The sequence below is a fragment of the Brevundimonas sediminis genome (assembly GCF_048799765.1).
Classification (GTDB): Bacteria; Pseudomonadota; Alphaproteobacteria; order Caulobacterales; family Caulobacteraceae; genus Brevundimonas.
This window is the reverse complement of record NZ_JBLYQK010000022.1, coordinates 22,501-45,476: the sequence shown is the minus strand read 5'-3', so window position 1 is coordinate 45,476 and position 22,976 is coordinate 22,501. Positions and strand designations below refer to the sequence as shown.

Annotated in this window: 24 protein-coding genes; 14 read left to right on the top strand and 10 right to left on the bottom strand. The window is 68.4% G+C overall.

Annotation, left to right across the window (positions count from 1 at the left end; all coding sequences use genetic code 11):
- Positions 1 to 271: 271 nt before the first annotated feature.
- The 4 genes from ACLQ7T_RS12185 (at position 272) to ACLQ7T_RS12170 (ending at position 3,015) form a co-directional block, all read left to right on the top strand.
- Complete coding sequence (locus tag ACLQ7T_RS12185; protein WP_420479666.1) at positions 272 to 610, top strand: hypothetical protein; 339 nt, start codon at positions 272 to 274, stop codon at positions 608 to 610.
- A 238-nt stretch (positions 611 to 848) separates the two neighbouring features.
- On the top strand, positions 849 to 1,676 hold the full coding sequence (locus tag ACLQ7T_RS12180; RefSeq protein WP_420479665.1) for a flagellin: 828 nt from the start codon (positions 849 to 851) through the stop codon (positions 1,674 to 1,676).
- Between the two features lie 92 nt (positions 1,677 to 1,768).
- On the top strand, positions 1,769 to 2,050 hold the full coding sequence (locus tag ACLQ7T_RS12175) for a flagellar protein FlaG (RefSeq protein ID WP_420479664.1): 282 nt from the start codon (positions 1,769 to 1,771) through the stop codon (positions 2,048 to 2,050).
- A 131-nt stretch (positions 2,051 to 2,181) separates the two neighbouring features.
- A complete protein-coding gene (locus tag ACLQ7T_RS12170; protein WP_420479663.1) occupies positions 2,182 to 3,015 on the top strand; it encodes a flagellin in 834 nt (277 codons plus the stop codon).
- A 2-nt stretch (positions 3,016 to 3,017) separates the two neighbouring features.
- Here ACLQ7T_RS12170 and ACLQ7T_RS12165 read toward each other — a convergent pair whose 3' ends face one another.
- Positions 3,018 to 3,140: a hypothetical protein gene (locus ACLQ7T_RS12165; protein ID WP_420479662.1), complete on the bottom strand. Its 123-nt coding sequence runs from the start codon at positions 3,138 to 3,140 to the stop codon at positions 3,018 to 3,020.
- A 143-nt stretch (positions 3,141 to 3,283) separates the two neighbouring features.
- Here ACLQ7T_RS12165 and ACLQ7T_RS12160 point away from each other — a divergent pair, with 143 nt between their 5' ends.
- From ACLQ7T_RS12160 to ACLQ7T_RS12135, 6 genes are all read left to right on the top strand, one after another.
- On the top strand, positions 3,284 to 6,013 hold the full coding sequence (locus tag ACLQ7T_RS12160; protein WP_420479661.1) for a transcriptional regulator: 2,730 nt from the start codon (positions 3,284 to 3,286) through the stop codon (positions 6,011 to 6,013).
- 76 nt (positions 6,014 to 6,089) lie between these two features.
- The gene (locus ACLQ7T_RS12155; RefSeq protein ID WP_420479660.1) at positions 6,090 to 6,764 is read left to right on the top strand and encodes a hypothetical protein; all 675 of its coding nucleotides are present in this window, start codon (positions 6,090 to 6,092) and stop codon (positions 6,762 to 6,764) included.
- Complete coding sequence (locus ACLQ7T_RS12150; protein WP_420479659.1) at positions 6,764 to 7,168, top strand: hypothetical protein; 405 nt, start codon at positions 6,764 to 6,766, stop codon at positions 7,166 to 7,168. The genes ACLQ7T_RS12155 and ACLQ7T_RS12150 overlap by 1 nt, the downstream gene beginning before the upstream one ends.
- A 204-nt stretch (positions 7,169 to 7,372) precedes the next feature.
- Entirely contained in the window at positions 7,373 to 7,867 is a 495-nt protein-coding gene (gene ssb / locus ACLQ7T_RS12145) for a single-stranded DNA-binding protein (protein WP_420472114.1), read from the top strand.
- 15 nt (positions 7,868 to 7,882) lie between these two features.
- Positions 7,883 to 8,362 (top strand): hypothetical protein, encoded by a 480-nt coding sequence (locus tag ACLQ7T_RS12140; RefSeq protein ID WP_420472115.1) that lies wholly within the window; start codon positions 7,883 to 7,885, stop codon positions 8,360 to 8,362.
- A gap of 65 nt (positions 8,363 to 8,427) precedes the next feature.
- A complete protein-coding gene (locus ACLQ7T_RS12135) occupies positions 8,428 to 9,333 on the top strand; it encodes a DMT family transporter (protein WP_420479658.1) in 906 nt (301 codons plus the stop codon).
- Between the two features lie 57 nt (positions 9,334 to 9,390).
- On the opposite strand, the gene ACLQ7T_RS12130 is transcribed toward ACLQ7T_RS12135, so the two are convergent.
- Positions 9,391 to 9,954 carry a DUF3035 domain-containing protein gene (locus ACLQ7T_RS12130; protein WP_420479657.1) on the bottom strand — a complete coding sequence of 188 codons (564 nt, stop codon included), beginning with the start codon at positions 9,952 to 9,954 and terminating at the stop codon, positions 9,391 to 9,393.
- Between the two features lie 145 nt (positions 9,955 to 10,099).
- Entirely contained in the window at positions 10,100 to 10,669 is a 570-nt protein-coding gene (lspA, locus tag ACLQ7T_RS12125) for a signal peptidase II (RefSeq protein WP_420479656.1), read from the bottom strand.
- Between the two features lie 180 nt (positions 10,670 to 10,849).
- Between lspA and ACLQ7T_RS12120 the strand changes: the two genes are divergently transcribed.
- Complete coding sequence (locus ACLQ7T_RS12120; RefSeq protein WP_420479655.1) at positions 10,850 to 12,109, top strand: cation:proton antiporter domain-containing protein; 1,260 nt, start codon at positions 10,850 to 10,852, stop codon at positions 12,107 to 12,109.
- Positions 12,110 to 12,179: 70 nt separating this feature from the next.
- Here the strand turns inward: ACLQ7T_RS12120 and ACLQ7T_RS12115 are convergent, their stop codons facing one another.
- Positions 12,180 to 12,971 (bottom strand): PhoH family protein, encoded by a 792-nt coding sequence (locus tag ACLQ7T_RS12115; RefSeq protein WP_420479667.1) that lies wholly within the window; start codon positions 12,969 to 12,971, stop codon positions 12,180 to 12,182.
- Positions 12,972 to 13,258: 287 nt separating this feature from the next.
- Between ACLQ7T_RS12115 and ACLQ7T_RS12110 the strand changes: the two genes are divergently transcribed.
- The gene (locus tag ACLQ7T_RS12110) at positions 13,259 to 13,786 is read left to right on the top strand and encodes a gamma carbonic anhydrase family protein (protein WP_420479654.1); all 528 of its coding nucleotides are present in this window, start codon (positions 13,259 to 13,261) and stop codon (positions 13,784 to 13,786) included.
- Here the strand turns inward: ACLQ7T_RS12110 and ACLQ7T_RS12105 are convergent.
- The gene (locus ACLQ7T_RS12105) at positions 13,783 to 14,985 is read right to left on the bottom strand and encodes a cation:proton antiporter (RefSeq protein ID WP_420479653.1); all 1,203 of its coding nucleotides are present in this window, start codon (positions 14,983 to 14,985) and stop codon (positions 13,783 to 13,785) included. The two genes, ACLQ7T_RS12110 and ACLQ7T_RS12105, sit on opposite strands and share 4 nt — an antisense overlap.
- Before the next feature lie 105 nt (positions 14,986 to 15,090).
- Complete coding sequence (locus tag ACLQ7T_RS12100; protein WP_420479652.1) at positions 15,091 to 15,633, bottom strand: PAS domain-containing protein; 543 nt, start codon at positions 15,631 to 15,633, stop codon at positions 15,091 to 15,093.
- Between the two features lie 137 nt (positions 15,634 to 15,770).
- On the opposite strand from ACLQ7T_RS12100, the gene ACLQ7T_RS12095 reads away from it, so the two are divergent.
- Together ACLQ7T_RS12095 and ACLQ7T_RS12090 are read left to right on the top strand one after the other, a co-directional pair.
- Positions 15,771 to 16,643 (top strand): hypothetical protein, encoded by an 873-nt coding sequence (locus ACLQ7T_RS12095; RefSeq protein WP_420479651.1) that lies wholly within the window; start codon positions 15,771 to 15,773, stop codon positions 16,641 to 16,643.
- A 205-nt stretch (positions 16,644 to 16,848) separates the two neighbouring features.
- A complete protein-coding gene (locus tag ACLQ7T_RS12090; RefSeq protein WP_420479650.1) occupies positions 16,849 to 17,196 on the top strand; it encodes a hypothetical protein in 348 nt (115 codons plus the stop codon).
- Positions 17,197 to 17,282: 86 nt separating this feature from the next.
- On the opposite strand, the gene ACLQ7T_RS12085 is transcribed toward ACLQ7T_RS12090, so the two are convergent.
- The 4 genes from ACLQ7T_RS12085 to hfaA form a co-directional block, all read right to left on the bottom strand.
- Entirely contained in the window at positions 17,283 to 20,132 is a 2,850-nt protein-coding gene (locus ACLQ7T_RS12085) for a M16 family metallopeptidase (protein WP_420479649.1), read from the bottom strand.
- 139 nt (positions 20,133 to 20,271) lie between these two features.
- Entirely contained in the window at positions 20,272 to 21,528 is a 1,257-nt protein-coding gene (hfaD, locus tag ACLQ7T_RS12080) for a holdfast anchor protein HfaD (protein WP_420479648.1), read from the bottom strand.
- Complete coding sequence (gene hfaB / locus ACLQ7T_RS12075) at positions 21,455 to 22,468, bottom strand: holdfast anchoring protein HfaB (RefSeq protein ID WP_420479647.1); 1,014 nt, start codon at positions 22,466 to 22,468, stop codon at positions 21,455 to 21,457. The genes hfaD and hfaB overlap by 74 nt, the downstream gene beginning before the upstream one ends.
- The gene (gene hfaA / locus ACLQ7T_RS12070) at positions 22,465 to 22,890 is read right to left on the bottom strand and encodes a holdfast anchoring protein HfaA (protein WP_420479646.1); all 426 of its coding nucleotides are present in this window, start codon (positions 22,888 to 22,890) and stop codon (positions 22,465 to 22,467) included. The genes hfaB and hfaA overlap by 4 nt, the downstream gene beginning before the upstream one ends.
- Between the last annotated feature and the right edge of the window lie 86 nt (positions 22,891 to 22,976).

The window sequence follows — 22,976 nt, the reverse complement described above, 5'->3', positions numbered from 1 at the left end:
CAACCCTGGTCCACACGCCGCGGCCGGGACCGGCCCGATCGGCCGGGCGTCAGCTCGGGCGGCCCGGGGGGCGCGGGCGCCTCCGGAGCGGTCTGGCTGACGGTCTGGGGGTGACGGCGATGCTCCCGGACTGGACCGAAGAAGAGATTGAGTTGCTGGACACGGAGGACGGCGACACGCCCCGCTCATTGAGCCGGGCGGACCTCCTGGCGGCCTCGGACAACGGCTGGCGGCGGTCCCCGGGCCCGGCGCCTGATGAGGAGCGGGATTCGTGAAGGGCGCCGGACCGACGGGCGAGCCAGGACGACCTCTCGCCGAGGGGCGCTGGTTCTGGCGCCGGCTGTACGTCTTCGCCTCCAGCGCCGCGCTCTGGGTGCTGCTGGCCCGCGTGGGAGACATGATCCCTCCCGAGGCGGCGCCGCGGCTGGCCGAAGCGCTGATGGGGCTGCTCGCCCTGACGATGGTGCTCTACCTCGTCGCGCCGACCGCCCAGGAGTTGATCGCCGGTCTTCGCCTGCTCCACGGAAGGTCCGCCCGGGAGGTGGTCGGTCGGAAGGAGACGCCCGGCCGATCGGGCCGGTCCAGGCCGCGGCGTGCGGACCCGGGTTGAGGTCACCGCGCCCGGCAGCGGCATTTTCTGCAGGGCTTCCCGGCAGATTTTGCCGGGGCCCGGCAGGATTTGCCGACCTCCCGGCATGCTTAACAGGAACTAACGTAGCAAAAACAATGGTCGCTCGTGTGGCACGGCGGAATTGCGACTGGTCCTATCCTTGCTCCGAGGTCCACCGAGCAAAATGCTCCCGGCAGCCAAAATGGCGTCGGACACCTTGAAAGAAGGACTACGTGACATGCCGCTGAACAGCGTCAACACGAACATGGGCGCTATGGTCGCCCTGCAGAACCTGTCGGTTACCAACTCGGAACTGTCGACGGTTCAAAGCCGCATCAATACCGGCAAGAAGGTCAACTCCGCCAAGGACAACGGCGCCGTCTGGGCTATCGCCCAGGGGCAACGTGCCGAGATGGGCGCCCTGAATGCCGTCAAGGACAGCCTGAACCGCGGCCAGTCGGCCGTGGACGTCGGCATCGCCGCCGGTGAAACGGTGTCGGACCTGCTCACGCAAATGAAGGAAAAGGCGCTCGCCGCCACCGACAAGAGCCTGACCACGGCCGCCCGCAACGCCCTGAACGAAGACTTCGTGGCCCTGCGCAAGCAGATCGCCTCGACCGTCTCGAACGCCAAGTTCAACGGCGTCGCCGTGATCTCGGGCACCGCCGGCTTCAAGGCCCTGGCCGACTCGGCCGGTTCGACCACGATCGATATCGCCGCCGAGAACATGTCGCTCTCGGGCTCGATCGTCACGCTGACCTCGACCGCGAGCATCGGCACCCTCACCAACGCCACCGCCAACCTGGCCAAGGTCAATACGTCGATCGACAACGTGTCGGCGTCGCTGGCCCGTCTGGGCACGGGTTCGAAGGCCCTGGGCACCCACCTCGACTTCGTGGGCAAGCTGCAGGACACCATCGAATCGGGCGTCGGCAACCTGGTGGACGCCGACCTGGCCAAGGAGTCCGCGCGACTGCAGGCCCTGCAAACCAAGCAACAGCTGGGTGTGCAGGCGCTGTCGATCGCCAACTCCTCGACCTCCATGCTGCTGGGACTGTTCCGCTAAGGAACGACCGGAACGGCGGGACCTTCGGGTCCCGCCGGACCGTTCCTGTCCCCCTGAAGGGAACCGGCGCCTGAAATGCGTCGGCAGGAGAGATGCAAACCAATGCGAATGTCAGTGCGGTAACCGCTTACGACGCCTCCTCGACCGCCCCCGCCGCAATCGACGTCAACGAGACGCAGAACCGGCAGGACGCGGACCAGGTCGCCCGCTATCGTCTCGTGATCGAGGAAGGTCCGCGCACCGGATCCTTCATCTACAAGACGATGGACCGGGTCACCGGCGAGGTGGTGAAGCAGTTTCCTCGCGAACAGGTCATCGACCTGATGAACAAGCCCGACTACAGCGCCGGCGCGGTGATCGACACCCGCGCCTGACGTCAGCGAAAATCTGCAAGGCCCGCCGTGCTGGAGCGATCCGCGCGGTTAAAATGCGTGGTGAATCGGCGTTAACCATGTGTGCACCCTTCCGGCCCTAGCCTTCACCAAACCTCGAAGGGCTGAGTCGGATGACGAATAGCGTCCATACCAATGTCGCCGCGCAGATCGCGCTGCAGAACCTGGGCAACACCAACAGTCGTCTGGCGGACGTCCAGGGGCGGGTGTCGACCGGCCTGAAGGTGCAGGGCGCCAAGGACAACGCCGCCATCTGGGCCATCGCCCAGACGCAGCGGGCGGACGTCGGCGCGCTGGGCGCGGTGAAGCAGAGCCTGGACCGGGCGACCTCCATCGCCGACGTGGCCCTGTCGGCCGGCGAGTCAGTGTCCGACCTGCTGAACCAGCTCAAGGAAAAGGTCACCGCGGCCAAGGACAGCTCGCTGAAGACCCAGTCGCGCCAACTGCTCGACGCGGACTTCAAGGCCCTTCTGAAGGCGATCAAGTCGGCCATCGACAACGCCAGCTTCGACGGCGGCAATATCCTGAACGGCTCCCTGACCAACGGGATCAAATTCCTGGCCAACGCCGACGCCTCGGCCTTCGTGACCCTGTCCTCCAAGGATCTGTCGCTGGGCGGCTCGATCCTCGAGCTGTCGCTGACGGACACCCTGTTGACCATGACGGGCGCGACCAATGCGCTGACGAAGCTCGACAATTCGATCACCCAGCTGAACGCCGCCCTCGGTGAGATCGGCGCCCAGGCCAAGCAGATCGAGGCGCACAACAGCTTCGTCTCCAAGCTGATGGACACGCTGGAATCGGGGATCGGCAATCTGGTCGACGCCGATCTGGCCAAGGAAAGCGCCCGCCTGCAGGCGCTGCAGGTTCAGCAGCAACTGGGCGCGCAGTCCCTGTCGATCGCCAACCAGGCGCCGCAGATCATCCTGTCGCTCTTCCAGGGCTGAGTTCAGGCCAGCCGGCGATCTCCGGATCGTCCGATCGAGATCGGCGCGGGCCGTCGGCGATGGCCGCGCGGCCCGAAGCCGTACAGGGCCAGAAGCGACACAAGGGCGTTGACGAAGGCACTCATCCGGCAATCCTCCGTATTCGGCGCGCACATAACGGGCGCAGAGGATCATTGTTCCGCGAGTCGAGGCGTCTGTCTCGCGCGACCCGCCCGGCGTTAAGCCCTCGTTACGGCTCAGGCGCCACACTGGCGCGCGGGAGCCGACTGTGATCGACAACAGCTATCTTCTGGGACTGTTTACCGGCACGACGTCGACCACGACGTCGTCGTCGACCTCGGTCGCGTCCGCGCTGGCCCAGTCCAGGAAGCAACCGACGCCGCCCTGGTCGAGCTCGGCGAAGGCGCCGGAACAGAGCGCCCTGCTGCGGGCGGCTCTCGGCGGGCGCAGCTTCATCAACGAGGGCGCCGCCCAACTGGACGTGAAGGGCGCCTCGGCCGACTACAAGAAGCTCTTCGCCCTCTACCAGGGCCTCGAGAGCATGAACGCGCTCGTGAACCGGGCCGGGACCAAGGGGGTCGGCGCGCTGGAGCTGAGCCAGCTGGAGCGGCGCTTCGCGGCCGGACTTTCGGAGATCAGCAAATGGATTCCCTCCGCCGATCTTGAGGGCATCCGTCTGGTGCAGGGCACGTCGTCAACCACGAGCAAGACGACCGCCGCCGTGGCGAGGGACAGCGCGATCTCGGTCACCGGACCGATTCACGAAGGCTCGCCCGACGATCTGTCTCCCGCGTTCGCCGGCGACGTCCGGTTCACCATTTCGGCGCGCAAGTCCGACAACACGACGGTCGGCGTGGACATCGACCTGGCGGGAATGGGGTCGACGCCGCGGACGCTGACGAACGTCCTCAGCCATATCAACGATCAGCTGGAAGCGGCGGGACTGGAAACCCGCATCGGCCGCGAGCTGGTCAAGCCCGAGCCCAAGACCATCACCACGGGCGGCAAGACGATCACCCTGCCGGCCGGGCCGGACCAGTTCGCCCTGGTCGTGCGCGGGGTGTCGACCGAGAAGATCAGTTTCGCGCCCGCCGAGACCGCGGACGCCGTCTATGTCGTGCAGTCGTCCGGAACCGCGGGCGGCCTGCAGATGCTCAAATTCCAGAGCGACACGGGCGGAGCCGCTCCGGCTCCGGTCGCGGGCGTGGGGGAGACCCAGTGGGTCGACGGTCGGGCGTCCCAGACGGCCCTGCCGGACGGCGTCGAGACGGTGCGGGCGAGCGCCACCGGGCCGGATGGCTCGGTCTGGCTGGTCGCGGACCTCACGGCCGGTCCGGACAACCAGCCGATCAAGGGCGAAAGGGATGTGGCCCTGATCAAGCTCGATTCCGCGGGACGGGTGGTGATGACGCAGGCGCTCGGCGCCGCGTCCACCGCCAGCGGCTACGCCATCGCCATCGATGCGGACGGCAAGGTGGCGGTGGCGGGATCGGTGACCGGCGCGCTCGATGGCGGCAAGGCGGGCGATGTCGCCGGCGTCGCCGACAGCTTCGTTTCAGTCTTCGATCCGGACGGGCAGGAACTCTGGACCCAGCGCCGTGGCGCCCGGGCGGCCGACGAGGCGACCTCGGTGAGCTTCGGCCCTGACGGTGCTGTCTATGTCGCGGGACGGGCCCAGTCCGCGATGACGGGCACGGCGGGCGTCGGAGGATGGGACGGCTACGTCCAGGCCTTCACCGCGTCGCAGGCCTATCCCTCCGCCCCCTATGTCGCCTCCGCCCTAGGAACGGCCCAGTTCGGCACCGCCGGGACCGACGGCGTCGACGCGGTCGCCGTGGATGGAAGCAACCTTTACACCGCGGGGATCGAGGACGGCCGCATCGTGGTCCGACAGTTCACCCTGGACGGCGACGGCAAGCCGACGCTGGCGGCGTCGCGCGATCTGGGCGAGGCCAGCGGCGAGATCAGCGGTCTGGCGGTCGTCGACGGCAAGGTCGTCCTGAGCGGAACGACCCGGAACGCGGCCCTGGACGTCGGCACGGTCACCACCGCGCATCACGGCGGCAAGGACGCCTTTGTGGCGGTGCTCGACGGCAGTTTGACGACGTCGACCGACGACCGTCTGACCTATATCGGCGGCGCCGGCGACGACAACGCGGCCGACATGAAGATCCTGGACGGGAAGGTCTGGCTGACGGGCGTCGCGGACCGCCCCGAGGGCGCGAAGGACACCGATCCGACCCGGGCCTATCTCGCCCGCGTGGACGCGACCACCGGCGCCGTCGAGTGGCGTCGCGAATGGGACGGCGACGGCCAGCAGGCCTCGCCCCTGACGCTGGCCGTGGCCTCGGGCGGGGCGAGCGTGCTGGACCGTCTCGGCCTGCCGCAGGGCGAGATCGACCAGAGCCAGTCCAAGACCCTCGTCAACGCCACCTCCCTGCGGGTGGGCGACCGATTCTATGTCTCCCCCGCCAACGGCGGACGCCAGGTGGCGGTCACCATCGAGGCGCGCGACACTCTGCAGACCCTCGCCCGGAAGATCGAGCAGGCGTCGAACATGAAGCTGAAGGTGACCGTGTCGTCCGAGTCCGCCAAGGAGGGCGAACCCGGTGAACTGGCCGGAGCCCTGCGCACGGGTCTGCAGCGCCTGAGCATCACCGCCCGGGACGGAACGACCGGCGCTGTTCTGACGTCGGGCGAGACCGGGCGCGACGCCCTCGCCGGTCTGGGGCTGTCCCAGGGATATGTGGGCAAGACTTCGGGCGACGACGTGACCCAGACGTTCGGACTGGGACTGCCGACGAACCTGAACCTGGGCAGCGCCGACGCGATCAAGGCCGCCGGAGAGAAGATCCAGGCGGCCATGTCGGCCATCCGCAGCGCCTATCGCGCCCTGGCGCCGGAATCAGCGACGCCCGCGGTGACCGGCACGGCCCCGGCCTATCTGCAGGCGCAGCTCGCCAACTACCAGGCGGCGCTGGCGCGCCTCGGCGGCTGAGCCGCGCGACGACGAAACGCGTTGACGGCCCCCGCGTCGGCGGGGTTATTGGGGGCTCCCTATGCGCGAGCCCTGAATGCCCAAGGACAATCGTATCCTCATCCTGATCGGCGCCGGCGTGGCCGTCGTGATCGCCGTGATCATCGGCCTGCTCGTCTCGGGCGGCCGGAAGGAGGGACCGGCCGAGCCGCCGCCCGCCTCCCAGGGCGGACTGACCGTGGCGGTCGCCGACGCACCGGGCCTGGATTCGACCCGGGAGCTGCGCTGCTACGTCGACGGGCAGTTTGTCGGCATGGCGACGCTCAGCGACTGCGCCCGGCGCAACGGGCTGGCCACGGATGCGCTGGACGTCGGCGTGGATGCGACCGGGGCTCTGGTCGCCGCGCCGACCGCCTCGCTCACCCCCCCGCCGGCCGAGCTGCCGACCGACCTGGCCGAGGCCAAGCCGGACGCCGTTCCGGTGGAGAAGACCCAGCCTGTGGAGCAGACACAGCCGCAGGCCGCCGGCGCCCAGTGCCTGCGCTACACCGGGTCCGACTGGCGCGTTCTGGGGGGCGGTCTGAGCCTGAACCAGTGTGTCCAGCAGCTGTACGCCGGAACCTGCGTGAGCCCGGGTGAAGCCCTGTACGGCCGGTGGGGCGAGACGACGCTCCGGCTGGTGCCGCGCCGGGTCGAGCAGTCGCCCGACAACAACCGCTTCCGCACGCTCGCGGAGCAGGACCGCAGCTGCCAGTTCCCGGGACTTCGTTGATGATGCGCGCCTTTTCGTTGCTGACTGTTCTCGCCGCCGCGTCGGTCCTCGGCGCCTGCGCGGGCGGCGTCGAGGCTCCGTCGGAGCCCGGCGTCTGCTATGCGGTGGAGCGCGGCGAGGAGGGCAAGGCGCCGACCTTCAACGTCGTGGCCCGCGATCAGAGCCAGATCGAGTTCTGCGCCGCGCGACTGGAGGAGATGCGTCTGCGTTTCCTGACCCTGGGCGGCAACCGTCGGGAGGTGACGGGCGCCTATCAGGGGCAATTCATCTTCATCGACCGGGCGGGCGTGTGGTTCGGCAAGAGCCTCGACGGCTCGCGCTTCATGGCCCTGGCGCGCACCGGCGACGGTCGTCTGGCGGTGCCCGGCGCGATCGAACAGGAGCCCGTCGCCCCCGGGCAGTAACCGACCGCGGCGCGGTCCGGCCGGTCGAGGCTGGACAGAAGTGAACAAAAATGGAACAGATCGCAGGCTCGATCGCGCGCGGCGCCGAGTTCTGTGGATTTCGACGACAAATCGGCCCCGGTCGCGCGAAAGCGCGCTAGGCCACGGGTGAACGGCCTGAACAGCGAGAATCGCGGTGGGCCAGCTAGCTAAAGGAGCTCGATGATGGCGGGCAGCGTCAACAAGGTCATTCTGGTCGGCAACCTGGGGCGTGACCCCGAAATCCGCACCCTCAACTCGGGCGAGCGCGTGGCCAACCTGTCGCTGGCGACCTCGGAAACCTGGCGCGACCGGACGACCGGCGAGCGCAAGGAAAAGACCGAGTGGCACCGCGTCGTGGTGTTCAACGAGAACATCGTGAAGGTCGTCGAGAACTATCTGAAGAAGGGCTCGACCATCTACGTCGAGGGCGCGCTGCAGACCCGCAAATACGAGCAGGGCGGCGTCGAGAAATACACGACCGAAATCGTGCTGCAGAAGTTCCGCGGCGAACTGACCATGCTGGGCGGTCGCGCGGACAGCGGCGGCGGCTCGGGCGGCGGTTACGGCGGCGGTGGTCGCGGCGACGACGACTATTCCTCGGGCTTCTCGACCGGCGGCGCCAACAAGCCGTCGGGTCCGAAGGAAAGCTACGACCTGAACGACGACATTCCGTTCTAAAAGAGAGGCGGCGGCGTGAAGGATATCCTGTCCCTGATCGCCGCCGTTGTGGCATTGACGGTCGCCGGTACGGCGGCTGCCGCGCCTTGCAGCGCCGCCAATGTCGCCGGGACCTGGAGCCTCGTCTCTGTCCGTTCCGCTGAGCCGGGGGTGGAGGAGTTCTACGCCCGGGCGCCTTACGAGTGGACCCGGTACACCGTGAATGGCGACCGGGTCGGGATGATGTATCTCGCCTCGAACCGGCCCAAGGCTTCATCGGCCGAGATCGAATCCAGCCTGACCCGTGCCGACGAGATGGACGGAGTCACCTACACCGTACGTTGGCTGAGACCGCCCGGCCGAATGTTGGTCTTGCGCGATGGCCAGCCGTTCCAAGCCTTCGAATGCGCGATCCTGGACAGCCCCGTCGGCGACGCTCGTGCAGGGGATATGCTGATCACCCAGATTGAAGGCACGCCCATGCTGCGACGCGTGCAGCGACGGGTCGCTCCCTGACCTCGGAAACGTCGCGATACGGTTCTTGACGTGGCCTTCGCATCCAGCTGTGCGATAGCCGACCGGTGATCACGCCCGACAAACCCCACAGCCCCCTGAGCCCGCTCGAGATCGCCGCGATCGTGGCGATCATCGTCATCTGGGGCGTCAACAACGCCGCGGCCAAGGTGGCGACCGAGGTCCTGCCGCCGCTGATGACCGGGGCCCTGCGCTTCGCCATCGCCGCGCTCTGCCTGATTCCCTTCGTCCGCCCGCCCTTTCCGAACTGGAAGAGCCTGCTGCTGATCGTCTGCATCGGCGGGCCTCTGCACTACGGTCTGGTCTATCTGGCCTTCTGGCTGGCCCATGACGTCAGTCCGGTCTCGGTGGCCACCCAGCTGTGGGTGCCGTTCACGGCCCTGTTCGCCTTCCTCGTACTGGGCGAGAAACTGTCGACCGGAGCCCTGATCGGCATGGGAGTCGCCTTCCTCGGCGTGGGCTGGATGACCCTGGACGCCCACGCCATCGAGGACTGGAAGGCCGTCGCCGTCGGCGTCGCCGCCGCCGCCGCCTGGGCCATGACCACAGTGATCGCGCGGCGCACCACCTCGATCCCGCCATTGAAAATGCAGGGCCTGCTGGCGCTCGTCGCCTTGCCGACGCTCGCCTTCGCCTCGGCCTTTTTCGAGCGGGGCCAACTGGAGGCGGTGAAGGCCACCGGGCCGCTGGTCTGGGCCTGCCTGCTCTGGGCCGGGGTGGTGTCGTCCGTGCTGGCGACGACCCTGGTGTTCTGGCTGGTGCAGAAGCGCCCCGCCGGGCGGGTGACGCCCTATCTGCTGGCGACCCCGGTCGTCTCCATCCTGATCGGCTGGTCGCTGATGGGGGATGTGCTGACCCCGCAGATTCTCACGGGCGCCGCCCTGACCCTGGTCGGGGTCGCCGTGGTCGCCGCGGCCGAGCGCGGGCTCAGGGCCGGCGCGGCCAAGGCCTGAACGAAAAAGGCCCGGACGAGGACGTCCGGGCCTGATGTTTCGCAATCTGTCGGCGGCCTAGAGGCCGGGCAGCTTGAAGCCGGTGTCGCGCCGCGGCGTGATGCTGATGCCGGCGCGGCCGCCGGTCAGGGCCTGCATGCGGGCGTATTCGCTGGCGGCGTCGATGGTCACGGCGCCGTCCGCGGTCTGGGTCGTGGTCGCGGTCTGGGTCGAGGGCTCGTCCCGGCGCCAGAACAGGACGCGGTTGGCCCAGCTTTCTTCCTTGTGGGCCAGATCGCCGAACTCGTCGTCCACCACATAGCGGGCGAGCGGATCGGCGTGGTCGCCGCCGGCCTGGGCCACCAGGATCTGTTCGCCCTGCGACCGGGTCACCGACTGACGCTGGCCGAGCAGGATCTGGCGCGCGGCCGACTCCGGAGCCAGCTCCTGCGGCCGGGGCTGGCCCGGCGCGGGCGGACGCAGGCCGTACTCCGGCGGCACGGTGAGCGGCGCGGTCGACACGGTCAGGAACTCGTCCGGCGTCACCTTCGACAGGCCGATGCTCTGCTGCAGGCTCGAGCAGGCGCCAAGGGCGAGGGCCGAGGCGGCCAGGGTCAGAACGGCGGTAGTGCGAAGACGCATGATCAATCCCGGAGCAACGCGCCGGAGAGGCGCCTGCGGAAACCCTAGTGGAAGCGGGTGATTACGACTTTTCGGCGGCGAGGCCAACCACGACCATTCCCGGTTCGCGCCGTTTCGGGCGGAACAGCGGGAAATGATCCCGGAATCAGCCCTGCCCGGACGGTGCGGTCCCGGCGGGGGAGGCGGCGGCCGCCGCGCGCCGGGCGGCGCGTTCGGTCATCAGGCTGTCGACGAAAAGGAGGACCACCCCGACGGTGATGGCGCTGTCGGCGATGTTGAAGACCCAGGGGAAGACGCCGGTGCCCGAGAAATCCAGGAAGTCGACGACGAAGCCGAAGCGGATACGGTCGATGACATTGCCGATGGCGCCGCCCATCACCAGGCCGATCGCGGTGATCAGCAGGCGACGGTCCGCCCTGAACGCCCACCAGCCGAGGAAGACGGCGACGATCACCGAGAAGACGCTCAGGAACCAGCGGGCGGAGCCGTCGCCGAACAGGCCGAAGCTGACGCCGTCATTGGCGACGAAGGTGATGCGGAAGATGTCCCCGAAGACCTGGATCGAGCGGTAGCCCCAAAGCTCGCGGTCCAGCAGGACGCCGCCGTCATCCATCATGTGCAGCCCGGAGAGGACCCAGGCCTTGGTGATCTGGTCCAGCACGATGACGAACAGGGCGAAGCCGAAGGCGGCGTAGGTAATGCGGGGGATTTTCATTCGGGTCGCCGGAAAATTGAGCGGACCCGGTTAGCAGCCCCCGTCGCGGGCGCGAAGTGCCTTTTTCTCGTGGCACAGGGTCGCGGCCCGCCTGTTGCGGCTTGTCCCGGGAGGGCGGAAGCCCCAGATGTCACGCTTCAACCCGCAAGGATTCTCCCGCACGCACCTGAAGGAGCGCCGATGACGCCTGCCGATGTGGCCCAGCACGCCACCGATGTCGCCAACCACGCCGACAGCCTGATTCTCACCCTGGTGGGAGGCTTTGTCCTGGCGTTCGTCTTCGGGATGGTGGCCAATCGGCTGAAGCTGTCGCCGCTGGTCGGCTATCTGGTGGCCGGCATTCTTGTGGGGCCGCATACGGCGGGGTTCGTCGCGGATCAGGAACTGGCGCCGCAGTTGGCCGAGATCGGCGTGATCCTGCTGATGTTCGGCGTCGGACTGCATTTCTCGCTGGCCGATCTGATGAAGGTCCGCAGGATCGCGGTGCCCGGCGCCCTCGTGCAGATTGCGGCGGCCACCGCCCTCGGCTGGGGGCTGGGCCGGCTTCTCGGACTGGGAGACGTGGAGGCCGTGCTGATGGGCTTCGCCCTGTCGGTGGCGTCGACCGTTGTGCTTCTGCGGGCGCTGGAGGAGCGGAAGCAGGTCAAGGGCGATGTCGGCAAGATCGCCATGGGCTGGCTGATCGTCGAGGACCTGGTCATCGTGATCGCCCTGGTGGTCCTGCCGCTGGTGGTGGTCCAGCCGGGAACCGAGGTGAACGGCGGCGCGCTGGCGGCGTCGATGGGCTGGACCCTGTTCAAGGTCGCTGCCTTCACGGCCGTCATGCTGGTGGTCGGCGCCAAGGTGCTCCCCTGGGTGCTGGTCCGGATCGCCCACACCAAGTCCCGTGAGCTGTTCACCCTCGGCGTCCTGGCCATCGCGCTGGGCATCGCCTGGGTCGCCTATGCCCTGTTCCACTCCTTCGCCATGGGCGCCTTCCTGGCGGGACTGGTGCTGAACAGTTCGCCGCTGGGGCACAATGCGGCGGAGCGATCCCTGCCCCTGCGCGACGCCTTCGCGGTGCTGTTCTTCGTCTCGGTCGGCATGCTGTTCGACTGGCATATCCTGGTCGAGCGTCCGCTGAGCGTTCTGGGCGTCCTGGCGATCATCATCGTCGGCAAGTCGCTGGCCGCGCTGGTCATCACCACCGCCTTCAAGCTGGACAAGGCGACCAGCCTGACCGTCGCCGCGGCTCTGGCGCAGATCGGCGAGTTCTCCTTCATCCTGACGAAGATGAGCGTCGATCTGGGCGGCATGAATCCGGACACCCAGAACCTGATCCTGGCGGCGGCCCTGCTGTCGATCTCGCTGAACCCGTTCGTTTTCGCCCTTATTGATCGTTTCGGCGGCAAGCCGAAGCCGCCGGTCAGGGAGACGCCGCCGGTGACCTCTCTGGTCTGACCCGGGGGGCAGGAAAGAAGGGGCGCCGGTCGATCCGGCGCCCCTTTTCCGTATCAGCCGACGGGCAGCGTCAGAGGACGCCGATCATCGAGGCGACCAGCGGGTGGCGGACGATGTCGCGCTCGGCCAACTTGACCACGCCGATGTCCGGCACCGCCGAGAGCTTCTCGGCGATGTCGGCCAGGCCCGAGATGCCGGGCAGCAGGTCGGACTGCTGCGGGTCGCCGGTGACCACCATGGTCGAGTGCCAGCCCAGCCGGGTCAGCAGCATCTTCAACTGGGTGTAGGTGCAGTTCTGCGCCTCATCGACGACGATGAAGGCGTTGTTCAGGGTCCGGCCGCGCATGTAGCCGATGGGGGCGATCTCGATCAGGCCCTCGGCCATCAGCGCCTTGACCCGCTTCATCGACAGACGATCGGACAGGGCGTCGTAGAGGGGGCGCAGATAGGGGGCCAGCTTGTCCTCCATGTCGCCGGGCAGGAAGCCGATCGATTCCCCGGCCTCGACCGCGGGGCGGCTGAGGACGATGCGTCCGACCTTGCCGGCCTCCAGCGCCTCGACCGCCTTGGCGACGGCCAGATAGGTCTTGCCGGTGCCCGCCGGCCCGAGGGCCAGGACCAGGTTGTGATGATCGATCATGGTCATCAGCTCGGCCTGACCGTCCGACTTCGGTTTCAGCGTCTTCAGATAGGCTTGGTCACGCTCGTCGTTGGACGGATGGGGAGACCATCCCGCGTGGGTCGGCAATCGCCGGACCTTGGCGTCCTGGATGAACTGGCTCGAATCGAGCACCCCGAACTCACGGGACGCTTCACGGGTCTGACGCTTCAGGGCCGAACGTTTGGTCATGGACGCCTCCAGGGCATGAAAAAAGGCGATGCCGCGAAAGCACCGCCTCGAACGATCGTGGGGAGGAAAAAGGAGAATGCACAGCATCCGCCCGGGTCGGAGGAGTATCCAGACTCCAGCGGACAGGGCCGCCGAACCGAACGCATCACGCGCGTTCCCCCAGCTTGACCGGACCGGGCTTGATCCGGCTTCGGATCCGGGGGCGAAATGTCGTCCTCGAATCGCATCAACAGATTGATGCTAGCGTGGTTTACGAAGGCTTAAAGCGCTGATTAAGCCAAAGATGAGGTGATGTTTCGATGACGATCTATGCGTTGGCGGACAAGAAACCGCAGCTTCCGCCGGAGGGCGAATACTGGGTTGCGCCGAATGCTGTGGTGACAGGAGACGTGATTCTGAAGCCGGGCGCCAGTGTCTGGTTCGGCGCGGTGGTGCGCGGCGACAATGATCCCATCACCATCGGTCGCGACACCAATATCCAGGACGGCAGCGTTCTGCATTCCGATCCCGGTGAGCCGTTGACCATCGGGGACGGCGTTACGGTCGGCCATATGGTGATGCTTCACAGCTGCGAGATCGGTGACAACACCCTGATCGGCATCGGGGCGGTGGTTCTGGGACGGGCCAAGATCGGGAAGAATTGCCTGATCGGCGCCAACGCCCTGATCACCGAGGGCAAGGTGATCCCGGACAACTCGCTGGTGATGGGCCAGCCCGGGAAGGTGGTGCGCGAACTGGAGCCGGGCCAGATCGAGGCGCTGCGCGTTTCGGCGCAGCACTATGTCCAGAACTGGAAGCGCTACGTCACCGATCTGAAGCCGGTCTAGCTGTCCCGGGCCAGGAGGTCGCCGGGGCGCTTCAGCCGCGGCGCCACCATCGGGGTGGTCAGCATGGTCGATCCGACGGCCATCAGCAGCAGGGCCGTGAAGGTGGTGTTGGTGATCACCTGCTTGTCCAGCAGGATGTTGGCGAAGATGATCATGATCAGGGCCTTGGTCTGCAGCAGCCAGCCGATGATCGAGGCCTCGCCCTGCTTCCACTTCAGGATGCGACCGGCGATCCGCAGGCCCAGCAGCTTTCCGGCGACCGAGGCGACCAGCAGGGCCGCGGCCGCGCCGAAGACCATCAGGCCGCCGACGTCCCACCGGGTCTTCAATCCGGTGGACAGGAAGAAGACCGGCATGACCGCCAGCAGGATGGTCTGGCGGAACCGGTCCATCTCCTCCTGGTCGAACCACTCCGCATCCAGAACCGCGCCGGACAGGAAGGCGCCGACCATGTAGTGCAGCCCCGCCCAGTCCGCGGCGAAGCCGCAGGCGGCGAGCCAGATCAGGGACACGAACCATCGGTCGCGCTGCGGCAGGCGTCGCATCAGCATGCGGACGCCCACGGTGGCGGCCGTGAACCCGATCAGGAAGGCCCCCTGCCGGCCGATCCGCTCCCAGTCGAGCAGGATCAGGGCAAGCACGCCCCAGACCGCGATGTCGTCCAGGCTGGCGTAGCGCAGGATGCGCTGACCCAGGGGCTGGCGCAGGATGTCCATCTTCTCCATCAGCAGGATCAGGATGGGCAGGGCGGTGACCGCGCAGGCCATTCCGATCCCCAGAACGACCTGCCAGGGTTTCCCTTCGGGCCCCGCCCAGTCGGGGCTGAGCGCCAGCATGCCCATCGCGGCGACCGCCCCGAACAGCAGGGGGACCGTCAGGGCGAGGCCCGCGGTGATCCCGGTCTCGACCCGCCGCCGCCAGGCCTGTTTGAGGTCCAGCTCGATGCCCGCGATCCAGACAAAGATCATCACTGCCCACCAGGCGATCCCGTTCAGGGCCGAGATCACCTCGTCGCTGAAGACGAAGCGATAGTAGTCCGGGAAGAGGGCGCCCAGAACGCCGGGCCCCAGAAGAATGCCGACGACGATCTGCACCACCACCAGCGGCGCCCAGTAGTCGGTGCGGAACAGGCGCCAGACCAGATACGGCACGCTGAAGATCAGCAGCATGGCGATCAGGAAGACTTCGGTCGTGGTCATGGACATCTGGCGCTCCCCCGAACGACCGCTGCCCGCCTCATGCGGGCGCCGCGGCGCGTCTGTCCAGTGGTCGCGCGTCAGGGGCCGAGAAATTCGGCAGGGATATCAGGCGATCCTGCGGCCTTCATTGACCGCCAGGCTCAGCGCGGGGCGGCCGGGAACGCCGGCGTTGACCACCAGACGGGCGACCAGGCGGGGGGCGAGGCCGCGGACAGGGGCGAGGGCGGGGGCGGGGGCGAACAGGCCGATCAGGCGATCGGTCCGGCCCGAGGCGCTTCGCATCGGGGCGACCACCATCTCCAGCGCCATCGATGGCTCGCCGGTGGTGACGGCGGACACCACCAGCGGCCGCGCCTCGCGCACGGCCCGCGTCAGGGCCTGTTCCACCAGATCGGTCGATTCCGGGGTCCACAGGGCGTTCAGGGGCGTGCCGGCCAGGGGGGCGCGCCACAGGGCCTCCAGCGCCGTGCCCGCGAGCGTCAGGACCGCGCCCTCATCCCGCCGGTCGACGATGAAGGTGCGGGCCAGTCGTCGTCCGAAGGCTTCCGGGGCCAGCGCCGCGCGCGCGGGGATGCCGCCGCGCACGCCGGGGGCGCGGGCCAGACCGGTCCAGTGGTCGATCAGAAACTGCGTATCGGGATGAAACACTGCATTCGCCTCTGGACGGAATGCCGCAAGGGCCGCGCCGCGAAGGCAACGGAAATGCAAGGCTTTTGGAGTTTCCTTGAGGCTGGAGCGCTCCGCATGCGTCGCGGGCGCGCGAAAACTCATCTGGAGGTCGGCCCATGGCGGTGCGGATCATGACCTGGCTGCCGGCCGCGGCGGGCTTCCTCGCCCTGTCGGCGGTCGCCGATTCCGCTGCGGCCCAGTGCAGCAGCGGTTGCGAACCGCCGCCGCCGCCCTGTTGCGAGCCGCCCCCGCCTCCGCCGCCGCCCCCGCCGCCGGTGTGCTGCTCTCCGCCCCCGCCGCCCTCCTGCTGCGGCGGCGGCAACCTGAACATCAATGTGAACGTGAACGCCGGCGCCAACGCCAACGCGACCGCGCGAACGGCCGCGGGGATCAACGCCCGTGCGGGCGGCTCCGTCTGGGTGAGCGGCGGCGGATCGGCCTACGTCACGGTCGATCAGCCCTATCCCACGACCATCAACGGTCTCAACGTCGAGGGCGCGCGGGTGCGGGAGGTTGTCCGCGTGCCCTACGAATCGCGCCGCCGCTGGGAAAAGCGGGTGGTCATCCAGGCGGTCTGCATTGATGACCGCGCCATCCCCCATCCGGCCTCGCAGGTCCGGCCCGACCGTGAGGTCGACGGGGGTTATGAGGGGGAGCTGTACCGCTGCCTCGCCGGCACCTCCATGCAATTCACCTGGGCGGAATATGAAGGCGAGGTCCGTTTCGACCACGGCGAGACGGTGACCTGCCGCAAGGGCGAGGCGCTCTGGTACGGCGGCGGCAACCTCGAGTGCCGGGCCCAACGGGCCGAGCGGGACTGTAACGAGCGTTCGCTGCTGCGCCGCTACGGCGCGGGGGTGAAGATCCTGACCTGGGTCCGGGAAGAGACCTACACCGCCTATCGCGAGGAAGTGGTCGAACAGTCGGGCATGGCCCTGACCGGCGGAACCCTTTCGTTGGACGGCGGCGTGGGCGGCCGGGTCTTCTGATCCCTTGAACGCGGCGTTCAGCCTGTGGTCAGGCGGGAAGGCCCAGGATTGCGAGGTCGTCGGCTCTCCGCCGGTGATCCTGAGAAGCGAAACTGGCCCCGGTCCCGAGACCGGGGCCTTTTTTGTCAGTCGGCCTGCTGATTGACACCGGCGGGGGAACCGCCTCCTGTTCCGGCGTCAGAGCAGGAAACGGAGCCGAAACACGATGACCGTCATGTCCCTCGCCGCGCTTGTCGCCTTCGTCCCGGCCATGTCGGGCGTGGTTGATCCCACCGCACGGATCGAAGGTGTCGACAGCCCCGGCGTTCGGGTCATGATCCGCACCGTGGATGACGGAGAGATCCTCTGGGTGCGCCGCTATCAACTCGGTACGACGACCGATGTCCCGCCCGGGACGCGCAAGATCAATGTGATATGCGAATTCCGGGCGACCTGGGGCTCCCGGCTGACCCCCGGCGACGTCACCGTCGAGGCGGAGGCGGGAAAGACCTACCGGCTGAATGCGCGGCCAGACGGAGAGAACTGCGAGGTGACGGTCGAGGGCCCTGTCTGATCCGGGGGCGACCGGCGCAGCGCTGAAACGAAAAAGGCCCCGGCTCACGCAGAGCCGGGGCCTTTCTGTTGGGGCTCCGCTTCGGCCTACTGTTGGGCCTGGGCGGAAACCACGATGGCCTTCCACGCGGTATCGTCACGCAGATACCGCTGCGCCAGGGCCTGGACGTCGGCGGCGGTGACCGCTTCCAGATCCGGGATATGGGTCAGGGTCTGTTCGATATCCGAAGGCTTGGCGGCCACGTCGGCCAGTTGGCCCAGCCAGTACTCATTGCCGGCCTGGCTGCGGCGCAGCGACTCGATGACCGGCAGGCGGGCGCGGTTCAGTTCGTCCTCGCTGGGCGGCTCGGCCTTCATCGAGTCGACGATCGACTGGACCGCCGCATAGAAGGCGTCGACCTTGTCCGAAGCGATTTCCGCGCGGATCGAGACCGAGCCGTAGCCGCGGTAGACGTCCGAGGCGCTGGCGCCGGTTCCGGGCGAGTAGGCCAGGGCCTGCTGTTCGCGGATAACCTCCAGCACCCGCAGCTTCAGGACCTCGGTCATCACCGAGACCCGGCGGGCTTCCGTCCGGTCGTCGACGGCGTCGGTGGTCGGCCAGGCGATGTAGGCCAGGGTCTGCTCGACCGGACCGTTGTGGGTCAGGCGAACCGGGGTCGCCGTGCCGGCCGGGAAGCGCAGCTCGGTGGCGCCCGGCGCGGGTTGGGCGTCCGCGCCGCGGCGGGGCAGGGCGCCGAAGGTCGGGGCGACCGCGGCGATCGCGTCATCGACGGTGACGTCGCCGACCACCACGAGGTCGATCGGCCCGGTGCTCAGGCCCTGGGTGAGGCCGGCGCGGGCCTCCTCGATCGTCCAGCCGGCGACTTCCTCGGCGGTCGGGAAGGTTTCGCGCTTGTCGCCGCTGGCCAGCAGGCCGGACGCCTGCACCTGGAAGGCCCCGCCGGGGGTGGCCATCTGCTGGGCGACGATCTGCGGGAACAGGCCCTTGATCTGCTGGAACGGCGCCGGGCGCAGGCCCGGGTCGGTCAGATAGGCCGTCAGCACCTGCATCTCGAGGCCCAGGTCGGCGGGACGGGTCGCGCCGGAGAACTGGTAGCTGTCGCTGTCGATGGAGAAGCCGGCCGAATAGACGCGGCCGTTCAGGACGCGGTTCATCTCGTCGAACGTCAGCTGGCCGAGCCCGCCCGGGGTCACATAGGCCGAGGCGAGCGCCAGCGGCGTGGAGCGGTCCGTCGGCAGGCCCTGCTCGCCGATGCCGGTGCGGACGCTGACCAGAATCTGCTCGTCGCGGAAGTCGGTCGGCTTGACGGTCAGGCGCACGCCGTTGGCGAAGGTGACGACGGTGGCGCCGAGCTCGGCGATCTCGCGTCGCTGGGCGACGGCGCCCGCGGCGCCGAACTGCGTATAGGGCCACTGCAGGTCCGCCTGGGCGGCCGGGGCGGCGACCGCCGTGCGGCGCGAGGCCTCAAGCGCGGCGGTCACGGCCGCCTCTCCACCCTCGATCTCGACGGGCGTGACGACGAGGGCCAGCGGCCCGCCGCCCGTGAAGACCGTCTGCAGCGACTGGTTGACCTGGGCGGCGGTCAGGCCGTCCACGGCGGCGTTGAACAGTTCGAGGTTGGTCTGCGGCGAGGAGAAGACCGCACGGGCGTTGACCGAGCCGGCGAGGCTGTTGGCCAGGGCCGGCGTGCGTCGGGTGGCCGCGCCGGCGACGGCGTTCTCCAGTGCGGTGCGATATTCGGTGATCTCGCGCTGCAGCTCGGCGTCCGACACGCCGTACTGCACCAGACGGCGCTGTTCCTGCTCCATCGCTTCCAGGGCGGGCTGCCAGCCGCCCGGGTTGAAGCTGGCCGAGATCGAGGCGATGTCGAGGCTGTCGACGAGGGTCGACTGGCTGCCGCTGGCCGAGACGAACGGCGGGTTGTCGCCGCGGGCGATCTCGCCGAGACGACGGTTCAGCACCGCCAGACCCAGGTTGGTGATCAGGTTCGAGCGGCGCTCGGCGACGGTGTCGGGATCCAGATCGGGCGCCTTGGTCCAGTTCAGCTGGATGTTCGACTGGATGCCCGGCTCGACGAGGATGCGGGTTTCCGGCTGCCGCGGCGCGACCGCGCCCAGATCCGGCTCCGGACCGTCGGCGGCCTTGGGCTGCCAGCTTTCGAAGGCCGCGCGGATCTTGGCCTCCATGACGTCGACGTCGAAATCACCGACCGCCACGAAGGTCGCCCGCGACGGACGGTAATAGGCTTCGTAGAACTCCACGAAACGCTCGCGCGGCGCGGTGCGGATGATGTCCAGATCGCCGATCGGCATCCGTTGCGAGATGCGCTGGCCGGGCGCCAGCAGGGCCAACTGGGCCTTGATCGAACGTAGGCCGGGCGTGTTGCGCAGCCGTTCCTCGCCCTCGATCACGCCGCGCTCGGCGTCGACGGCGTCGGGGGCCATCAGGGCCTCGGACACCTGTTCGCGCATGATGCGCAGCGAGGTGTCGACCGTTTCGTCATTCGTACGCGGCAGTTCCAGCATGTAGAGGGTCTGGTCGAAGCCGGTCGAGGCGTTGGTGTCCGCCCCGAAGGCGAGGCCGAGACGCTCGAGGATCCGCAGCAGGTCGTTCTCCGGGATGTTGGTGGTCCCGTTGAAGGCCATGTGCTCCATGAAGTGCGCCAGCCCCAGCTGGTTCTCGTTCTCCATCAACGAGCCCGCGTCGATCCGCAGGCGGAAGGAGGCCTGACCGGGAGGCGTCGCATTGCGCAGGACGGCGTACTGCATGCCGTTGGGCAGCACGCCGTAGCGCACATTGGCGTCCGCCGGGACGTCGCTGGTCGCCTGGGCGAAGGGATCGGTCGGCGCGACCTGTTGCGCCAGCGCCGGGGCGGCGGCGGTCAGGGCGAGGGCCGAGGCGGCCACGAGAAGAAGCAGACGGCGAGGTGCGCGCATGGGGCGGTCAGTCTCCGAAGGCGCATTTCTCAGCCCGTGCGGGCGCGCCGGCAAACAGGAGGGACCGCAAGTCCGATCGACCGCTGACGCCCCGCGCAACCCTTCAGCGACCGAACGTCGGGGCTCAAGTTACCGAAGATTAATGTGAGGGCCGGGAGACGTAGAAGGTGGCCGAGTTGCCCGTCGCCGTCGTGCTGGAGATGACCGAGCGTCCGGACCCGTTCACGACCGTGTTCGCCTGGGCCGAGACGTCGCCGGAGTTGGTCTGGGTGTTGCGGGCCTCAAGATACCCCTGGCACTCGGAACAGGCGTAGCCGGTGACCGCATTGCCGGTGGCTTCCGCGCCCACATAGACGTCGTAGCCGTTGGTTCCGACGAAGGTGGCCGTGACCTCGACGCCGCCGGTGTTGATCTGGCTGCTGTCGATCTCGACGTAGATGTCGTTGTTGCCGACCGACAGCTGGTTGCCGGCGCCGCTGGCGTAGGCCTGAGCCCGGCCGTAGTCGTAGGCCGTGGTCGTCGAGGCCGAGCGGATAAAGGCGGCGTTGTCCTGGGCCGAGTCGGTCACGACCGAGCCGCCCGAGTTGTAGCTGTTGGCGTAGTTGCCGACGGCCCGCGCCCGCGCCGCCAGATCCCAGCCGTTGCCGGTATTGGCGCTGGCCTCGGCCTCGACGTAGTCGCCGCTCGAGGTCTGGTCGAAGGTCAGGTTCTGGCCGGAGGTCTGCAGACTGTTGACGCCGATGGCGTTGCCCATCGACTGGGCCTGCACCTCGGCGGCGGCCGGGACGTACTGGCTCTCCAGCCGGCTGTAGGCGCGGACGGTGGCGGAGCTCGACTGCTCGACCGCGCCCTGGACCACGCTGCCTTCGCCGTAGAGCGAGACGGTGTTGGACGTGGCCGTGGCCGAGATCACTCCGCCGGCCAGCAGGCGGGCGTTCTCATCGCCGACCTCGGTCAGGGCGCCGACCAGCCCACCGGTGTTCCGTTGCACAGCCTCGACCGTGACGTCGGCAGCATAGCCGCTGACCGCCAGGTAGTTGCCGCCCGCGTCGGAGCTGACCGCCACCGGGCCCGCGGTGTCGCCGCCCAGGGTGACCGAGGTCGTGGCGATGGCGTCGCCGCGCATGTCCTGGTCCGAGCGCACGGTGACCGAGCCGTTCTCGACCGCGCCGGAGGCGCTGTTGCCATGGGCGGTGGTGGCGACCGTGACCTGCTCCTGGGCGTCGACCACGTTCAGCGTCTGGTCGGCGAAGACGTCGCCCAGCTGGAGCTGGTTGTTCAGGACGATGCTGTTGTCCTGTGGCGGGGTCTGTGCGGCGGCCTCAGTAGCGGCTGCGACGCACATCACCGTCGCGGCGATCGTGCCAGCGAGACGGATCGGCGCGGGTCTGGCCATTGTTGGTGTCCGTGTTGGGATAAGCCGGATAGTAGCCGCCGGTGATGCTGACGGTGCCCGCCAGCGGATCCTGCCCGGCCTGCAGGCAGACCTCCGGTCCCGGGGCGCCGTACAGATTGGCCATGAACTCGACCATGGCCCGTTCGATCAGGGCGCGGACGGCCAGTTGCACCGGCTCCAGCGCGCCTTCCCCGGCCGAGATGTCGAAGACGTTGCCGTCCAGGAAGTCGAACACCCCGGCCGAGATCTCCCGGCCGATGATCTGCTTCTGGTAGGAGACGACGTCCACGATTTCGAGGCTGGTGGTCTGCACCAGCCGCAGGTCGATGGCGATGTTCATCACGAACATCTTGCCCGAGGCGGCGAGCGAAAGGGGGGTGTCCGTGGTCTGGCCGCCGGCGACGTCGAAGCCGCCGGACCGGATGTTGTAGTTCACCTCGGTGATGCCGCCGACAATATAGAAGTCGGACCCCGGCACCGAACCGGCGATGATGCGGCGATACTGGACGTCCTCGGCGCCGCCCGCGCCCTCGTCGCCGATCAGGCGGTTGTTGGCGTAGCGCAGCTCCATTTCCGAAACGGAGGTGTCATAGCGCTCGACCTGCCGGGCGCCGGCCTTGGCCAGGGCCGTCATGGCCATCAGCGAGGCGCCGCCGGTGACCTGGCGTCCGCCGTCCGCCGACACCGTGCCGGTGTAGTCCGCGATCCGGGCCACCGCCAGGCGCGGCGACGGCAGGTTGTAGCGCCGGGCGTAGTCCGCCATGCAGACCAGAGCGGCGGAGTAGGGGGTCGGATTGGCCGTCACCGGCGCATTGCCGATGGGCGCGGCGTAGCGACCGCTGGGCCCGGCTCCGGACGAGATGCAGCCGCCCAGCAGGGCGGCGGCGGCGGCGGCGGCGCCGACGGTCCGGATCAGGCGCAAGGGACGGCCGACGCTCATGGAAGCCTCAGGGTGCCGTTCAGGTCGGTACCGGCGGTGACGTTGCCGTTGTTGACCTGACTGGAGTTGACGATGACCGTGTTGTGGTTGCCCTGGACGACGACGTTCAGGCTGTTGCCGATCGCGGTGGAGCCGCCGATGGTCTGGCCGTTGCCGGAGCTCGATCCGGCGTAGCCGACACCGCCCGTCGTGCTGGAATAGGCGCTGGCGCCCGTCTGGATGATCCCGTTGACGATCAGGCGGTTGCCGTTGGCGTCGCGGGTCGACCCGCTCTGCGGCTGCGCGGTGGTGTAGCGCGAGCCGCCGTAGCCGGCGGTATAGGTCCCCATTCCTGAGGACCCGGCGGACTGGGCCCAGGCGGCGGCCGGGAGCGCGAGGACCGCCAGGGTGAGGGCGGCGGCGACCTTGATCCTGACGGGCATGGCGACTTTCCAGCGAAACACGGTTTACGGAGCGCTAAGCACTTCGGGCGCCAATCTGGAGCAACGACGTTAACGATGACTTGCCG